18 protein-coding genes are annotated in these 15,162 nt (G+C 39.6%); 15 read left to right on the top strand and 3 right to left on the bottom strand.

Annotation, left to right across the window (positions count from 1 at the left end; translation table 11 throughout):
- Positions 1 to 190 precede the first annotated feature (190 nt).
- Positions 191 to 931, top strand: coding sequence for a MerR family transcriptional regulator (locus JQ841_RS06810; protein WP_203180489.1), 741 nt, complete (start codon positions 191 to 193; stop codon positions 929 to 931).
- A gap of 41 nt (positions 932 to 972) precedes the next feature.
- Here the strand turns inward: JQ841_RS06810 and JQ841_RS06805 are convergent, their stop codons facing one another.
- From JQ841_RS06805 to JQ841_RS06795, 3 genes are read right to left on the bottom strand one after another with little or no spacing between them, the layout of a single operon-like run.
- Positions 973 to 1,494, bottom strand: a complete 522-nt coding sequence (locus tag JQ841_RS06805) for a DUF1697 domain-containing protein (protein ID WP_203180488.1) — start codon at positions 1,492 to 1,494, stop codon at positions 973 to 975.
- Positions 1,495 to 1,542: 48 nt separating this feature from the next.
- The gene (aao, locus tag JQ841_RS06800) at positions 1,543 to 2,715 is read right to left on the bottom strand and encodes an aminoacetone oxidase (RefSeq protein WP_203180487.1); all 1,173 of its coding nucleotides are present in this window, start codon (positions 2,713 to 2,715) and stop codon (positions 1,543 to 1,545) included.
- A gap of 57 nt (positions 2,716 to 2,772) precedes the next feature.
- A complete protein-coding gene (locus tag JQ841_RS06795; RefSeq protein WP_020903481.1) occupies positions 2,773 to 3,618 on the bottom strand; it encodes a DegV family protein in 846 nt (281 codons plus the stop codon).
- A gap of 124 nt (positions 3,619 to 3,742) precedes the next feature.
- Here JQ841_RS06795 and JQ841_RS06790 point away from each other — a divergent pair, with 124 nt between their 5' ends.
- From JQ841_RS06790 to ftsX, 14 genes are all read left to right on the top strand, one after another.
- Positions 3,743 to 4,300: a TetR/AcrR family transcriptional regulator gene (locus JQ841_RS06790; RefSeq protein ID WP_020903480.1), complete on the top strand. Its 558-nt coding sequence runs from the start codon at positions 3,743 to 3,745 to the stop codon at positions 4,298 to 4,300.
- Between the two features lie 18 nt (positions 4,301 to 4,318).
- Positions 4,319 to 4,786, top strand: a complete 468-nt coding sequence (locus JQ841_RS06785) for a deoxycytidylate deaminase (protein ID WP_000136976.1) — start codon at positions 4,319 to 4,321, stop codon at positions 4,784 to 4,786.
- An 88-nt stretch (positions 4,787 to 4,874) separates the two neighbouring features.
- Entirely contained in the window at positions 4,875 to 5,504 is a 630-nt protein-coding gene (gene upp / locus JQ841_RS06780) for a uracil phosphoribosyltransferase (RefSeq protein ID WP_000515974.1), read from the top strand.
- 172 nt (positions 5,505 to 5,676) lie between these two features.
- Positions 5,677 to 6,267 carry an ATP-dependent Clp protease proteolytic subunit ClpP gene (gene clpP, locus JQ841_RS06775; protein WP_000613475.1) on the top strand — a complete coding sequence of 197 codons (591 nt, stop codon included), beginning with the start codon at positions 5,677 to 5,679 and terminating at the stop codon, positions 6,265 to 6,267.
- Positions 6,268 to 6,345: 78 nt separating this feature from the next.
- A complete protein-coding gene (locus tag JQ841_RS06770) occupies positions 6,346 to 6,633 on the top strand; it encodes a YlbG family protein (protein ID WP_000462118.1) in 288 nt (95 codons plus the stop codon).
- A 67-nt stretch (positions 6,634 to 6,700) separates the two neighbouring features.
- Positions 6,701 to 7,861, top strand: a complete 1,161-nt coding sequence (locus tag JQ841_RS06765; protein WP_203180486.1) for an ABC transporter substrate-binding protein — start codon at positions 6,701 to 6,703, stop codon at positions 7,859 to 7,861.
- Positions 7,862 to 7,977: 116 nt separating this feature from the next.
- Entirely contained in the window at positions 7,978 to 8,847 is an 870-nt protein-coding gene (locus JQ841_RS06760) for a branched-chain amino acid ABC transporter permease (RefSeq protein ID WP_203180485.1), read from the top strand.
- 3 nt (positions 8,848 to 8,850) lie between these two features.
- Entirely contained in the window at positions 8,851 to 9,819 is a 969-nt protein-coding gene (locus tag JQ841_RS06755) for a branched-chain amino acid ABC transporter permease (protein WP_203180484.1), read from the top strand.
- A complete protein-coding gene (locus JQ841_RS06750; RefSeq protein ID WP_001185997.1) occupies positions 9,819 to 10,583 on the top strand; it encodes an ABC transporter ATP-binding protein in 765 nt (254 codons plus the stop codon). Before JQ841_RS06755 ends, JQ841_RS06750 begins: the two co-directional genes overlap by 1 nt.
- Entirely contained in the window at positions 10,583 to 11,293 is a 711-nt protein-coding gene (locus JQ841_RS06745) for an ABC transporter ATP-binding protein (RefSeq protein WP_000062200.1), read from the top strand. Before JQ841_RS06750 ends, JQ841_RS06745 begins: the two co-directional genes overlap by 1 nt.
- Positions 11,294 to 11,600: 307 nt before the next feature.
- Positions 11,601 to 12,257, top strand: a complete 657-nt coding sequence (locus JQ841_RS06740) for a CBS domain-containing protein (RefSeq protein WP_203180483.1) — start codon at positions 11,601 to 11,603, stop codon at positions 12,255 to 12,257.
- A gap of 107 nt (positions 12,258 to 12,364) precedes the next feature.
- Positions 12,365 to 13,460, top strand: a protein-coding gene (gene prfB, locus JQ841_RS06735) for a peptide chain release factor 2 (protein ID WP_153195513.1) whose coding sequence is annotated in 2 segments (ribosomal slippage) — positions 12,365 to 12,436 and positions 12,438 to 13,460 — 1,095 coding nt in all. Because the reading frame shifts where the segments join, the coding sequence is not laid out codon by codon here.
- A gap of 17 nt (positions 13,461 to 13,477) precedes the next feature.
- Positions 13,478 to 14,170: a cell division ATP-binding protein FtsE gene (ftsE, locus tag JQ841_RS06730; RefSeq protein WP_000022260.1), complete on the top strand. Its 693-nt coding sequence runs from the start codon at positions 13,478 to 13,480 to the stop codon at positions 14,168 to 14,170.
- A complete protein-coding gene (gene ftsX, locus JQ841_RS06725; protein WP_203180482.1) occupies positions 14,163 to 15,089 on the top strand; it encodes a permease-like cell division protein FtsX in 927 nt (308 codons plus the stop codon). Before ftsE ends, ftsX begins: the two co-directional genes overlap by 8 nt.
- Positions 15,090 to 15,162 lie beyond the last annotated feature (73 nt).

The following is a 15,162-nucleotide window of genomic DNA, read 5'->3' as shown; positions in this document are numbered from 1 at the left end:
CTTGGCAAATAGCCTCATAAGTACTCAAAATGAGCCTTTCTTTTGATTGATAGACTTGACTATCCTATCATGTTTTCTAAGGTCTGTCAAGAAAACCATTTTCATGTTATGATAAAGTAAAAAAATTTCGCAAAAACGCTTGACTCTGACCTAAGGGTAGGGGTTATACTATCATTGTAAGGAGGAAATCATGTACCATATAAAAGAAGCTGCGCAGCTTTCGGGTGTCTCTGTCAAGACCCTGCACCACTACGATAAGATAGGGCTTTTGGTTCCTTTAAAGTCGGAAAACGGCTATCGAACATACAGTCAGGAGGATTTGGAGCGACTTCAGGTCATTCTTTATTACAAATATCTAGGTTTTTCTTTAGAAAAAATAGCAGAGCTATTAAAGGAAGAAAGGACAGATTTATTGCCCCATCTGACCAGACAGTTGGACTATTTGACTCGAGAAAGGGAACATCTGGATACCTTGATTTCAACCTTGCAAAAAACCATTAAAGAACAAAAAGGAGAAAGAGAAATGAGCATTCAAGAGAAATTTGCTGGATTTAACTACCAAGACCATCAAAAATACCACCAAGAGGCGGTAGAGAAATATGGACAAGAAGTCATGGACCAAGCGCTGGAGCGCCAAAAAGGTCACGAAGACGAGGCTACAGCTGCCTTCAACCAAGTTTTTCAAGCTTTGGCACAAAATCTTCAAGCTGGTCTACCTGTAACAGCAACCGAAAATCAAGAAGAAGCCACTAAACTCTTGCAAGCCATCCGTACTTATGGATTTGACTGCTCTATTGAGGTATTTGGTTATATCGGTAAAGGCTACGTCTACAACCCAGAATTTAAGGAAAAGATTGACAAATTTGGACCTGGAACAGCCCAGTACACATCAGATGTCATTGCCTATTATGTCCAAACTCAGACAAAATAAAATCGGAGGAGCATTCTTCCGATTTTTACTAAATTCAAGCACTATTTGCTTAATAATTTTTCTACCACATTTAGTTTTCGCATGGTCAAATCTACATTAAAAAGCTTTTCAAGATAGTTGGTATGGAGCTTTTTGTGTTTTGCAGTTCTAGGGAGATAGAGGTAAAGACAATAGTTACCAATACAAATTTCTTCTTCACCGTAATCAATTTTCAATTTTTCTAAAGGGAGACTTTGAATAGATTCTTGATAAAAAATCACGTGTATACGGTCATAAAGATAGTCTTCTCCAAACGGGTTTTCTTGGACAATTTTTTTAAAATCACTTTTGTTCTTGATGACCATTTTTAAGTCAGCACCAATTTTTTCCTTTATTAGAGTATGAACCTGTTCTCGTATTTCTTCTAGGGTTAAGTCACTTTCAAGAATAATATTTCCACTTTGAATATAAGTTCGAACTTGTTGAAAACCAGCTTCTGTCAAGATATCTACTAGATAAGACATTTTAGGGATAGCATTTTTTCCATTAGGAGTCACTCCCCTTAACAAGATAATATGTTCCAAAGGACTTCCTTTCTTTTTGGGTTGATTTAGCCATTGAATAATTTAGATTTAGATTGGGTTTGATCCCGCCACCCAGCCGGTACAGAGGGCAGAAGTGATGTTAAACCCACCTGTGTGGGCATTGATATCCAGTACCTCGCCCGCAAAGTGGAGGCCAGAGACCAGCTTACTTTCTAGAGTTTTAGGATTGATTTCCTTGAGACTGACGCCACCCTTGGTGACGAAGGACTTGGCCAGGGACATTTTGCCAGTCACAGGGATTTTGAGCGCTTTGATAGATTGGAGAAGTTGTTCACGTTCCTTTTCAGTCAGTTGTTTGACTTTTTCAGGATAGCCTTGCACAAAAAATTCGGCTAAGCGTTCTGGAAGCAAAGTTTTTAAAGCATTTTTCAAGGATTTTTCCCGATTTTCTTCTAGAAATGTAGCCAAGTTCTTCTCAGATAGTTGAGGCAAAACATCTAGCGAGAGAACCTCCCCTCCCTTTACAAAGCTAGACATACGCAGAGCAGCAGGGCCAGACAAACCAAAGTGGGTAAAGAGCAAATCGTGAGTGATGACATGCTTACCATAGCTTAGGGTCACATCGTCCAATGAAATTCCTTGCAAGGCCTTGTGTGGAAAATCTGTCAACAAAGGACTTTCAGCGGCTTCAAGATCGGTAATGGTATGCTTAAAATGACGGGCAATCTCGTGACCAAAACCAGTCGAACCAGTAGAGGGATAGGATTTCCCACCAGTTGTGACAATGAGTTTCTCACAAGTGAAGGTTTGGTCTGCGGACTTAAGGACAAACTGGTCGTCTATCTTTTTAACCGAAACAATCTCCGTTTTAGTAGCAACTCGACCACCGAGTTCAGTGATTTTCTTTTCCAAGGCCTCGATAATGGTCCGAGACTTGTCACTAGCAGGAAAGACGCGTCCGTGGTCTTCGACCTTAAGTTTAACACCATTTTCTGTAAAAAAATTAATGATATCATGGTTATCAAATTGGGAGAAGACACTGTAGAGAAAGCGCCCATTTCCAGGGATGCCAGCTAGTAGGTCATCTAGAGTTCCGTTGTTGGTTACATTGCAACGTCCCCCACCAGTACCAGCTAATTTTTTTCCAAGTTTCCGATTTTTTTCGATGAGGAGGGTTTTCTGTCCATAAAAGCTACTGGAAATCGTAGCCATCATACCAGCAGGACCTCCACCAATGACGATAGTATCAAAATGTTTCATAGCTCTATTGTACCACAAAAAAACAAGAGATGAAGTCACCTCTTGTCAAGAATGCAATTAATCAATTTCATACCCCATCAGCAAACCACCATCTTCTGCATAAAAACTGCAGAGACCAGATGTTGGGAGAATTTTAATATCCGCCTGTGGGAAGGTTTTACGTATTCGGTCTGAAAGCTGTTGGCAACATTTCTCGTTATTGCGTTGAGCCATGACAATACGACCACCAGCATATCCAGCTTTAATGATTTCATCATAGGCAGCTTGAACTGATTTCTTTGGTCCTCGTGCTTTTTGTAGCAATTCGAGAGTTCCAGTTTCACTAGCTTCTCCGACCATACGGATATTGAGAAGGCCAACGACCGTACCGATAAGCTTGCTCAAACGGCCGTTCTTCACCAAGTTATCAACTTTAGCTAGGACAAAAAGTAACTTGGTTTTTTCTTGATAGGCAGTGATAGATTCAACCACTTCTTCAAAAGATAAGCCTTGGTCGATCAAGTCATTCAATTTTTCTACGAGCAAGTCAACTTCCCCACCAGCAGACAAACTATCAATTATATGAATTTTAGTATCAGGATGTTCTTCCAGATAAATATTTTTTGCTAGTTGAGCACTATTGTGGCTTCCAGAAAGAGTACCAGTGATGGTTACTAGGAAAATGTTTTTGGCTCCTTCAAATGCTCGCAAATAATCATCTGGGCTTGGACAAGCTGATTTTGAAGCTTCTGCAGTTGCATACATGGTTTCCATCATTTGGTCAATGTCAAGACTGGCATCATCAACAAAGACCTGATCAGCTACTTGAATGGTTAAGGGGACACTTACAAAGGTCGAGTCAATAGCTGGTGTTGCCAGCTGACGATAATCACAACCAGAGTCAGCAATAATCTTCCAAGTCATAGAAATTCTCCATCTTTGTCAGTTATACATTGACAAAGGTTCTGTCTTTTTTTACAATTATATCATGAAAGCCCTTGAAACAAAAGCCTCATCCGTCTGTTGTGACAAGTAGAAAGAAAATGTTATGTCTGAACGTAGAATCTCTGAAAAGTCTCTTGAAAATCTCAGAAAATCAAACCAAGAATCCAATTTATTAACTAGAGAAGCCATCGAAACAGCCCTCTTGCAGCTCTTGGAAAAAAAGGACCTGACCAGGATTAGTATTTCTGAATTGGTCAAACGTGCAGGCGTTTCTCGTGCAGCCTTTTACCGTAATTATGATTCCAAAGAGGAGATTTTAGAAAGCGTCTTTAAACGAACTGTCCACAATATTATGGAACAGTTGCATCATTATGATTTAAAGACAGACCTTTATCTGGTCTGGGTTCACCTTTTCCGAGAGGCCAGAAAGGAAGCCAGAGTGATTCAATTGGCCTTGGATTACCATCTGGAAAAAATCTTTGTCCAAGCCATGCAGGAATTTTTAGAAAAATACCATGGGAAATCAAAAGGTGTCAGCTCTTATCTTCATTCCTTTTGGAGCTCGGCCATCGTTTCTGTCCTTCTAAAATGGATCAAGGATGGCATGAAGGTACCAGCTGAAAAGATTGCAGATTTAGGTTTACCATTTTTTAAAAAATAGAGAAAAAGGAGAAGAGATATGACTGAAAAAAGACTAGCATGGGATGAGTATTTTGCAGCCCAAGCCTTACTAATTGCCAATCGTTCCACTTGTAAACGTGCCAAAGTGGGCGCAATTTTGGTAAAGGATAATAAAGTTATTTCCACTGGTTATAATGGTTCGGTGTCAGGGACTGAGCATTGTATTGACCACGAATGTCTAGTCATTGAAGGACACTGTGTTCGCACCCTTCACGCTGAGGTCAATGCTATCCTTCAAGGTGCAGAACGTGGGGTTCCCAAAGGTTTTACAGCATATGTAACCCATTTTCCTTGTCTGAATTGTACCAAACAATTGCTTCAGGTCGGTTGTAAGCGTGTGGTTTATATTAATCAGTACCGAATGGACGACTATGCCCAATATCTTTATCAAGAAAAGGGAACAGAATTGACCCATTTACCACTTGAGACAGTACAGACAGCTCTTAAAGAGGCTGATCTAATGTAAAAATTATCAAAAATAAATGGTTTAGAAAGATTTTTAAACCGTTTTTTGGTATAATAAGAAGAATAAATTGAAAGAAGGAATTCCAAAAATGGGAAAAATTGAAGTTATTAATCATCCACTGATTCAACACAAATTGTCAATCTTGCGTCGTACAGATACTTCTACAAAAGCTTTTCGTGAGCTAGTAGATGAGATTGCAATGTTGATGGGGTATGAAGTACTTCGTGATCTTCCACTAGAAGATGTGGAAATCGAAACACCAATCACAAAAACAGTTCAAAAACAATTGGCAGGTAAGAAATTAGCCATCGTTCCAATCTTGCGTGCAGGTATCGGGATGGTCGATGGGCTCTTGAGCTTAGTTCCAGCTGCTAAAGTTGGCCACATTGGTATGTACCGTGATGAAGAAACGCTTCAACCAGTTGAGTACTTGGTGAAATTACCTGAAGATATTGACCAACGTCAAATTTTTGTGGTAGACCCAATGTTGGCAACAGGTGGCTCAGCAATCTTGGCTGTTGATTCTCTTAAAAAACGTGGCGCATCAAATATCAAATTTGTCTGCCTTGTATCTGCTCCAGAAGGTGTTAAAGCCCTTCAAGAAGCTCATCCAGATGTAGAAATCTTTACAGCAGCCTTGGATGAACGCTTGAACGAACACGGTTATATCGTTCCAGGTCTTGGAGATGCTGGGGACCGCTTGTTCGGTACAAAATAAAATAAAAAAGAGATTGACTTGGAAAAGGATTTCCAGTCACGAAAGGAGGTTGAATTTTTGTTTCTGTCTAATGAAAACAGAGCAAAAATTTGACCTTTTTTGACCAAGATATTATAATAGTCTTATCTTCAGTCATTTGACCAATAAAATTAAAACTCAAAAGGAGAAATAAATGATTCCTGTAGTTATTGAACAAACAAGCCGTGGGGAACGTTCCTACGATATTTACTCACGTCTTCTTAAAGACCGCATCATTATGCTGACAGGCCCAGTTGAAGACAATATGGCCAACTCTGTTATTGCCCAGTTGCTTTTCTTGGATGCCCAAGATAGTACAAAGGATATTTACCTTTATGTAAATACACCTGGTGGTTCCGTTTCAGCTGGTTTGGCAATCGTTGATACCATGAACTTTATCAAGGCAGATGTCCAAACCATTGTTATGGGAATGGCAGCATCTATGGGGACGGTCATTGCATCAAGTGGAGCAAAAGGCAAACGTTTCATGCTTCCAAATGCAGAGTATATGATCCACCAACCAATGGGTGGTACAGGTGGAGGTACTCAGCAAACCGATATGGCGATCGCTGCAGAACACTTGCTTAAAACTCGTAATACCTTGGAAAAAATCTTGGCTGAAAATTCAGGTCAGTCAATCGAAAAAGTTCACGCAGATGCAGAACGCGATAACTGGATGAGTGCCCAAGAAACACTTGAATATGGCTTTATTGATGAAATCATGGCCAACAATTCATTGAATTAATGATCAAAGAAGGCAAACTCGACTGGGTTTGCTTTTTTTGGTATAATAGGGAGAGATTTCTTAGAAAGAGGATTTATCATGTTTGAAAAAGTCAATCGATCTGGCTTGATTATCTATCTTTACTATAATCGTGATGCCAAAAAATTGCAGGATTATGGAGATATTACCTATCATTCCAAGAAACATCGTTACTTACAACTCTATGTTCCAACTCAAGAAATGGAGCAATTGGTCGGGCGCTTGGGCAAGGAAAAGTTTATAAAAAAAGTCAGGGTTTGTCATATCCAAGAGCTGGAAACACCCTTTGTGGGCAATCTTCATCGAGAGGAAAACGTTATCATCGAAAAAGTTCAAGAAAAGTGTTGACAATTTTCTGATAATTCGGTATATTCTTAACATGCTATTTATTTAAGAAATAAGGAGACAAAAAAAGATGAAGAAAAAATTTGCCCTATCGTTTGTGGCGCTTGCAAGTGTAGCACTTCTTGCAGCCTGTGGAGAAGTGAAGTCTGGAGCGTCAAACGCTGCTGGTAACTCAGTAGAGGAAAAGACAATCAAAATTGGATTTAACTTCGAAGAAACTGGTGCCGTAGCTGCCTACGGAACATCTGAACAAAAAGGTGCCCAACTTGCCGTTGATGAAATCAATGCAGCAGGTGGTATCGACGGAAAACAAATCGAAGTAGTTGATAAAGATAATAAATCTGAAACTGCTGAGGCGGCTTCAGTAACAACTAACCTAGTAACCCAATCTAAGGTATCAGCAATCGTAGGACCTGCGACATCTGGTGCAACTGCAGCTGCTGTAGCTAACGCTACAAAAGCAGGTGTTCCATTGATTTCGCCAAGTGCGACTCAAGATGGATTGACTAAAGGTCAAGATTACCTCTTTATCGGAACATTCCAAGATAGCTTCCAAGGAAAAATTATCTCAAACTATGTTACTGAAAAATTAAACGCTAAGAAAGTTGTTCTTTACACTGACAATGCCAGCGACTATGCTAAAGGTATTGCTAAAGCCTTCCGTGAAGCTTACAAAGGTGAAATCGTTGCAGATGAAACTTTCGTAGCAGGTGACACAGACTTCCAAGCAGCCCTTACAAAAATGAAAGGGAAAGACTTTGATGCTATCATTGTTCCTGGTTACTACACTGAAGCCGGTAAAATTGTAAACCAAGCGCGTGGTATGGGAATTGACAAGCCAATCGTTGGTGGTGATGGATTCAACGGTGAAGAGTTTGTACAACAAGCAACTCCTGAAAAAGCATCAAACATCTACTTTATCTCAGGCTTCTCAACTACTGTAGAAGTTTCAGCTAAAGCAAAAGCCTTCCTGGACGCTTACCGTGCTAAGTACAATGAAGAGCCTTCAACATTTGCAGCCTTGGCTTATGATTCAGTTCACCTTGTAGCAAACGCAGCAAAAGGTGCTAAAAACTCAGGTGAGATTAAGGACAACCTTGCTAAAACAAAAGACTTTGAAGGTGTAACTGGTCAAACAAGCTTCGATGCGGACCACAACACAGTCAAAACAGCTTACATGATGACCATGAATAATGGTAAGGTTGAAGCAGCAGAAGTTGTAAAACCATAATAGAAAAATGTTGAAATAGGGAATGAGCCTCTGACTCACTCCCTGTTTCGATGTTTAAGAACCTATCAAAAAGTGAGGGGAAACCCTCGAAATTATATATAGAAAGAGTGAATTTTATGCTCCAACAACTAGTAAATGGTTTGATTCTAGGTAGTGTTTATGCGCTGTTAGCCCTAGGATATACCATGGTTTACGGAATTATCAAGCTCATCAACTTCGCACACGGTGATATTTATATGATGGGAGCCTTTATCGGTTATTTCTTGATTAATTCTTTCCAAATGAATTTCTTTGTAGCGCTTATTGTAGCTATGATAGCGACAGCCATCCTTGGTGTCGTGATTGAGTTTCTTGCTTACCGACCTTTGCGCCACTCTACTCGTATTGCTGTTTTGATTACGGCTATTGGGGTTTCTTTCCTATTGGAATATGGGATGGTCTACCTGGTTGGTGCCAATACCCGTGCCTTCCCTCAAGCGATTCAAACAGTTCGTTATGATCTGGGACCAATTAGCTTAACGAATGTACAGTTAATGATTTTGGCCATTTCCTTGATTTTGATGATTTTGTTACAAGTCATTGTTCAAAAGACAAAAATGGGTAAAGCCATGCGTGCAGTATCCGTAGATAGTGATGCAGCGCAATTGATGGGGATCAATGTAAACCGTACTATCAGCTTTACCTTTGCTTTAGGTTCAGCTCTTGCGGGTGCGGCTGGTGTTCTGATTGCCCTCTATTATAACTCTCTTGAGCCTTTGATGGGGGTTACTCCAGGTCTTAAGTCTTTCGTTGCCGCCGTACTTGGTGGTATCGGAATCATTCCTGGTGCGGCTCTTGGTGGCTTTGTGATTGGTCTATTGGAAACCTTTGCGACAGCCTTTGGAATGTCAGACTTCCGTGATGCCATTGTTTATGGAATCTTGTTGTTGATCTTGATTGTCCGTCCAGCTGGTATCCTTGGTAAAAATGTGAAAGAGAAGGTGTAAGCGATGAAAGAAAATTTAAAAGTTAATTTAAAAGTTAATATTCTATGGTTACTCCTTTTGTTAGCTGGCTATGGCTTGATTAGTGTACTGGTTTCAGTCGGAGTACTCAACCTATTCTATGTACAGATTTTACAACAAATTGGAATTAATATTATTCTGGCAGTTGGTCTTAACTTAATCGTTGGTTTTTCAGGACAATTTTCACTTGGGCATGCTGGTTTCATGGCGATTGGTGCCTATGCAGCAGCTATTATTGGTTCTAAATCACCAACCTACGGTGCCTTCTTTGGAGCTATGCTGATAGGTGCTTTGCTTTCAGGAGCAGTTGCCTTGCTTGTCGGAATTCCAACCTTACGCTTGAAGGGGGACTATCTTGCGGTAGCGACTCTTGGTGTTTCTGAAATTATCCGTATCTTTATCATAAATGGTGGAAGCCTTACAAATGGTGCAGCAGGTATCTTGGGAATTCCTAACTTTACAACTTGGCAAATGGTATACTTCTTTGTCGTGATTACAACCATTGCAACCTTGAACTTCTTGCGTAGTCCAATTGGTCGTTCAACCCTCTCCGTTCGTGAGGATGAAATCGCTGCTGAGTCAGTTGGAGTTAATACGACTAAAATTAAAATCATCGCCTTTGTCTTTGGTGCTATTACTGCAAGTATTGCAGGGTCACTTCAGGCAGGATTTATCGGTTCAGTTGTACCGAAAGATTACACTTTCATCAACTCAATCAATGTTTTGATTATTGTTGTATTTGGTGGACTTGGTTCCATTACAGGTGCAATCGTTTCAGCTATTGTTCTGGGAATTTTGAATATGCTTCTCCAAGATGTTGCTAGCGTGCGTATGATTATCTACGCTTTGGCTTTGGTATTGGTAATGATTTTCAGACCAGGCGGACTTCTTGGAACATGGGAATTGAGCCTATCACGTTTCTTTAAAAAATCTAAGAAGGAGGAACAAAACTAATGGCATTACTTGAAGTAAAACAGTTAACCAAACATTTTGGCGGTCTAACAGCTGTTGGAGATGTGACTCTTGAATTGAACGAAGGGGAATTGGTTGGACTAATCGGTCCAAACGGAGCTGGGAAAACCACCCTTTTCAACCTCTTGACGGGTGTTTATGAACCAAGTGAGGGAACAGTAACCCTAGATGGTCACCTTTTGAATGGAAAGTCACCTTATAAGATTGCTTCTTTGGGACTTGGACGTACATTCCAAAATATCCGTCTCTTTAAAGATTTAACAGTTTTGGATAATGTTTTGATTGCTTTTGGCAACCATCACAAACAACATGTTTTTGCTAGTTTCTTACGCTTACCAGCTTTTTATAAGAGTGAAAAAGAATTAAAGGCTAAGGCTTTGGAATTGTTGAAAATCTTTGATTTAGATGGTGATGCAGAAACTCTTGCTAAAAATCTTGCCTACGGACAACAACGTCGTTTAGAAATTGTTCGTGCCCTCGCTACGGAACCTAAAATTCTCTTTTTAGATGAACCAGCTGCAGGTATGAATCCGCAGGAAACAGCAGAATTGACTGAGTTAATTCGTCGTATCAAAGATGAATTTAAGATTACGATCATGCTGATTGAACACGATATGAATCTGGTCATGGAAGTAACAGAACGTATCTACGTACTTGAATACGGTCGTTTGATTGCTCAAGGAACTCCAGACGAAATTAAGACCAATAAACGTGTTATCGAAGCTTATCTAGGAGGTGAAGCCTAATGTCTATGTTAAAAGTTGATAATCTTTCTGTGCATTATGGCATGATCCAAGCAGTCCGTGATGTAAGCTTTGAAGTGAATGAAGGAGAAGTTGTTTCCCTTATCGGTGCCAATGGTGCAGGTAAGACAACCATTCTCCGTACCTTGTCTGGTTTGGTTAGACCAAGTTCAGGAAAGATTGAATTTTTAGGTCAAGAAATCCAAAAAATGCCAGCTCAGAAAATCGTAGCAGGTGGTCTTTCACAAGTACCAGAAGGACGCCACGTCTTCCCTGGCTTGACTGTTATGGAAAATCTAGAAATGGGAGCTTTCTTAAAGAAAAATCGTGAAGAAAATCAAGCTAATTTGAAGAAAGTTTTCTCACGCTTCCCACGTCTTGAAGAACGGAAGAACCAAGATGCAGCTACTCTTTCAGGGGGAGAACAACAAATGCTTGCCATGGGACGCGCCCTCATGTCAACACCAAAACTTCTTCTTTTAGATGAACCATCAATGGGACTTGCCCCAATCTTTATCCAAGAGATTTTTGATATCATTCAAGATATCCAGAAGCAAGGGACAACTGTCCTCTTGATTGAACAAAATGCCAATAAAGCACTCGCAATCTCTGACCGAGGCTATGTATTGGAAACAGGGAAAATCGTTCTATCAGGAACAGGAAAAGAACTCGCATCATCAGAAGAAGTCAGAAAAGCATACCTAGGTGGCTAAAAAGGTCCGGGGGACCTTTTTAGTCGGCGAATAAAGATTGCGAAGCAATCATCATTATAGTCCAGGGGACCTTTTTAGTTGACAGATATAGATTGTAAAGCAATCTTTATCTACATTAAAAGGTTAATTTCTAATAATTGAAAAAATGGAATGAAACGTTTCTTACATTCATTCAGAGAGCTCGATTTCAGAGCTCTTTTTGCTAGCTTATTCATACTTTTCTGAATTTTGAAAAAGAAATGTAAGCGTTTGATAGATTTACAAAAAGATTGTATAATAGGGATAAGAATAGAAAAGGAGAAGTCTCATGGCAGTTAAAGATTTTATGACCCGCAAGGTAGTTTATATTAGTCCAGATACAACAGTATCTCATGCAGCAGATTTGATGAGAGAGCAAGGGTTGCACCGCTTGCCTGTTATCGAAAATGATCAATTGGTTGGTTTGGTAACTGAGGGAACCATTGCCCAAGCTAGTCCATCCAAAGCAACAAGTCTTTCTATCTATGAGATGAATTATCTTCTAAATAAGACAAAAGTAAAAGATGTGATGATTCGTGATGTTGTCACTGTTTCAGGCTATGCGAGTCTAGAGGATGCAACTTATCTGATGTTGAAAAACAAGATTGGTATTCTTCCTGTCGTAGATAACCATCAAGTCTATGGGGTTATTACGGACCGTGACGTTTTCCAAGCCTTTCTTGAAATCGCAGGTTATGGCGAAGAAGGGATTCGTGTACGCTTTGTTACGGAAAACGAAGTGGGTGTCCTCGGAAAGATTGTTTCTTTGATTGCAGAAGAAAATTTGAATATCTCCCATACAGTAAATATTCCGCGTAAAGATGGTAAGGTGATTATCGAAGTTCAAATTGATGGAACAATTGATTTACCAGCCTTGAAAGAAAAATTTGAAGCTGAAAATATTCAGGTAGAAGAGATTACTCGTACTTCTGCTAAAATTTTGTAAGAAGGGAAGCCGCAAGGCTTCTTTTTTCATGAAAAGGGGAGTAGAGCAAAAGATGGAAAGAAATAAGAGATTATGGTATAATAAAACGATATAAAAAAGGAGTATTTATGGACATTTCAGAAATTCGTCAAAAAATTGACGCAAATCGTGAAAAATTAGCTTCTTTCAGGGGGTCTCTTTGACCTCGAAGGTTTAGAGGAAGAGATTGCCATCTTGGAAAACAAGATGACAGAACCTGATTTTTGGAACGATAATATCGCGGCCCAAAAAACGTCGCAAGAATTAAATGAATTAAAAAATACCTACAATACCTTCCATAAAATGGAAGAGTTGCAGGATGAAGTTGAAATTTTATTAGACTTTTTGGCTGAAGACGAGTCAGTGCATGAGGAACTAGTTGGACAGTTGTCAGAACTTGATAAGATGATGACCAGCTACGAGATGACCCTTCTTTTGTCAGAACCTTATGACCATAATAATGCTATCTTGGAAATCCATCCAGGATCTGGCGGTACAGAGGCACAGGACTGGGGAGATATGTTACTTCGTATGTACACTCGTTATGGTAATGCTAAAGGCTTTAAAGTAGAAGTCTTGGATTATCAAGCTGGTGATGAGGCTGGTATCAAATCAGTAACCTTATCATTTGAAGGACCTAACGCCTATGGCCTTCTCAAGTCGGAAATGGGTGTGCACCGTTTGGTCCGTATCTCACCATTTGACTCTGCCAAACGTCGCCATACATCTTTTACATCCGTAGAAGTGATGCCAGAATTGGATGATACCATTGAAGTGGAAATCCGTGAAGATGATATTAAGATGGATACCTTCCGTTCAGGTGGTGCCGGTGGACAAAACGTCAATAAGGTTTCAACAGGTGTACGTTTGACCCACATTCCAACTGGGACTGTTGTTCAATCTACAGTGGATCGTACCCAATATGGAAATAGAGATCGTGCCATGAAAATGTTACAGGCTAAGCTCTATCAAATGGAGCAAGAAAAGAAAGCTGCGGAAGTCGATTCCCTCAAGGGTGAGAAAAAGGAAATCACATGGGGAAGCCAAATCCGTTCATATGTTTTCACGCCTTATACTATGGTAAAAGATCATCGAACTAGCTTTGAGGTTGCTCAGGTTGATAAGGTTATGGATGGGGACCTAGATGGTTTTATCGATGCCTATCTCAAGTGGCGAATTAGCTAAGATAGAAAGGAAGTCACATGTCAATCATTGAAATGAGAGATGTTGTCAAAAAGTATGATAACGGAACGACTGCCCTACGTGGTGTTTCGGTCAGCATTCAACCAGGAGAATTTGCCTATATCGTAGGTCCGTCAGGAGCTGGGAAATCAACCTTTATTCGTTCTTTGTATCGCGAAGTAAAAATCGAAAAAGGAAGCTTATCTGTTGCTGGTTTTAATCTAGTTAAAATTAAAAAGAAAGATGTCCCTCTTCTACGTCGTAGTGTTGGGGTTGTCTTCCAAGATTATAAACTGTTACCAAAGAAAACTGTTTATGAAAATATTGCCTATGCAATGGAGGTAATTGGAGAAAGTCGCCGTAATATCAAAAAACGTGTTATGGAAGTTTTAGACTTGGTTGGATTGAAGCATAAGGTTCGTTCTTTCCCAAATGAGCTCTCAGGTGGGGAGCAACAACGGATTGCAATTGCACGTGCCATTGTAAACAATCCAAAAGTATTAATTGCTGATGAACCGACAGGAAACTTGGACCCGGATAATTCATGGGAAATTATGAACTTGTTGGAACGCATCAATCTCCAAGGTACAACTGTCTTGATGGCGACCCACAACAGTCAGATTGTAAATACCTTGCGCCACCGTGTCATTGCCATTGAAAATGGTCGTGTCGTTCGTGACGAAGCTAAAGGAGAATATGGATACGATGATTAGTAGATTTTTTCGTCATTTATTTGAATCATTAAAAAGTTTGAAACGAAATGGCTGGATGACAGTAGCTGCTGTCAGTTCAGTTATGATTACTTTGACCTTGGTTGCAATATTTGCATCTGTTATCTTTAATACGGCTAAACTAGCTACAGATATTGAAAATAATGTCCGAGTAATGGTATACATTCGTAAGGATGTAGCTGATAATAGTGAGACTATTGAAAAAGAAGGCCAAACTGTTACAAATAACGACTATCATAAGGTTTATGATGCTTTGAAAGGTATGTCAACCGTTAAAAGTGTTACCTTTTCAAGTAAAGAAGAACAATATGAAAAGTTAACAGAAACAATGGGGGACAACTGGAAAATCTTTGAAGGTGATGCTAATCCACTTTATGATGCCTATATAGTAGATACCAATACACCCAGTGATGTAAAGACGGTAGCAGAAGAGGCTAAAAAAATTGAAGGTGTGTCAGAAGTTCAAGATGGTGGTGCCAATACAGAACGCTTGTTCAAGTTAGCTTCATTTATTCGCGTCTGGGGGCTTGTTATCGCTGGTCTATTGATTTTCATTGCAGTCTTCTTGATTTCCAATACTATTCGTATCACCATTATTTCACGTAGTCGTGAAATTCAAATCATGCGTTTAGTAGGTGCTAAGAATGGCTATATCCGCGGACCTTTCTTGCTTGAAGGTGCCTTTATTGGTTTACTTGGAGCAACCCTTCCATCAGTTCTAGTCTTCATTGTTTATAAAATGGTTTACCAATCGGTTAATAAGTCATTAGTTGGTCAAAACCTTTCAATGATTTCACCAGAAGTATTCAGTCCACTGATGATAGCTCTTTTATTTGTGATTGGAATTTTCATTGGTTCACTGGGATCAGGAATTTCAATGAGACGTTTCTTGAAAATCTAAATTTCAATAGAGGTATATTTGAGGAGATTTTACTATCTCCTTTTTTTCTACAAAAATTTTAGAAAAAAGTGTA

This window comes from Streptococcus mitis (genome assembly GCF_905187535.1).
GTDB classification, from domain to species: domain Bacteria; phylum Bacillota; class Bacilli; order Lactobacillales; family Streptococcaceae; genus Streptococcus; species Streptococcus mitis_BS.
The sequence above is the reverse complement of the archived record's forward strand: the minus strand, read 5'-3'. Positions and strand labels throughout refer to the sequence as shown.

Bases quoted from the DNA above. Each gene is read 5' to 3' on its own strand.
- JQ841_RS06810 (WP_203180489.1), top strand. From the start codon at position 191: ATGTACCATATAAAAGAAGCTGCGCAGCTTTCGGGTGTCTCTGTCAAG.
- aao (WP_203180487.1), bottom strand. From the start codon at position 2,715: ATGAAACATTTTGATACTATCGTCATTGGTGGAGGTCCTGCTGGTATG.
- JQ841_RS06795 (WP_020903481.1), bottom strand. From the start codon at position 3,618: ATGACTTGGAAGATTATTGCTGACTCTGGTTGTGATTATCGTCAGCTG.
- JQ841_RS06790 (WP_020903480.1), top strand. From the start codon at position 3,743: ATGTCTGAACGTAGAATCTCTGAAAAGTCTCTTGAAAATCTCAGAAAA.
- JQ841_RS06785 (WP_000136976.1), top strand. From the start codon at position 4,319: ATGACTGAAAAAAGACTAGCATGGGATGAGTATTTTGCAGCCCAAGCC.
- upp (WP_000515974.1), top strand. From the start codon at position 4,875: ATGGGAAAAATTGAAGTTATTAATCATCCACTGATTCAACACAAATTG.
- clpP (WP_000613475.1), top strand. From the start codon at position 5,677: ATGATTCCTGTAGTTATTGAACAAACAAGCCGTGGGGAACGTTCCTAC.
- JQ841_RS06770 (WP_000462118.1), top strand. From the start codon at position 6,346: ATGTTTGAAAAAGTCAATCGATCTGGCTTGATTATCTATCTTTACTAT.
- JQ841_RS06765 (WP_203180486.1), top strand. From the start codon at position 6,701: ATGAAGAAAAAATTTGCCCTATCGTTTGTGGCGCTTGCAAGTGTAGCA.
- JQ841_RS06760 (WP_203180485.1), top strand. From the start codon at position 7,978: ATGCTCCAACAACTAGTAAATGGTTTGATTCTAGGTAGTGTTTATGCG.
- JQ841_RS06755 (WP_203180484.1), top strand. From the start codon at position 8,851: ATGAAAGAAAATTTAAAAGTTAATTTAAAAGTTAATATTCTATGGTTA.
- JQ841_RS06750 (WP_001185997.1), top strand. From the start codon at position 9,819: ATGGCATTACTTGAAGTAAAACAGTTAACCAAACATTTTGGCGGTCTA.
- JQ841_RS06745 (WP_000062200.1), top strand. From the start codon at position 10,583: ATGTCTATGTTAAAAGTTGATAATCTTTCTGTGCATTATGGCATGATC.
- JQ841_RS06740 (WP_203180483.1), top strand. From the start codon at position 11,601: ATGGCAGTTAAAGATTTTATGACCCGCAAGGTAGTTTATATTAGTCCA.
- ftsE (WP_000022260.1), top strand. From the start codon at position 13,478: ATGTCAATCATTGAAATGAGAGATGTTGTCAAAAAGTATGATAACGGA.
- ftsX (WP_203180482.1), top strand. From the start codon at position 14,163: ATGATTAGTAGATTTTTTCGTCATTTATTTGAATCATTAAAAAGTTTG.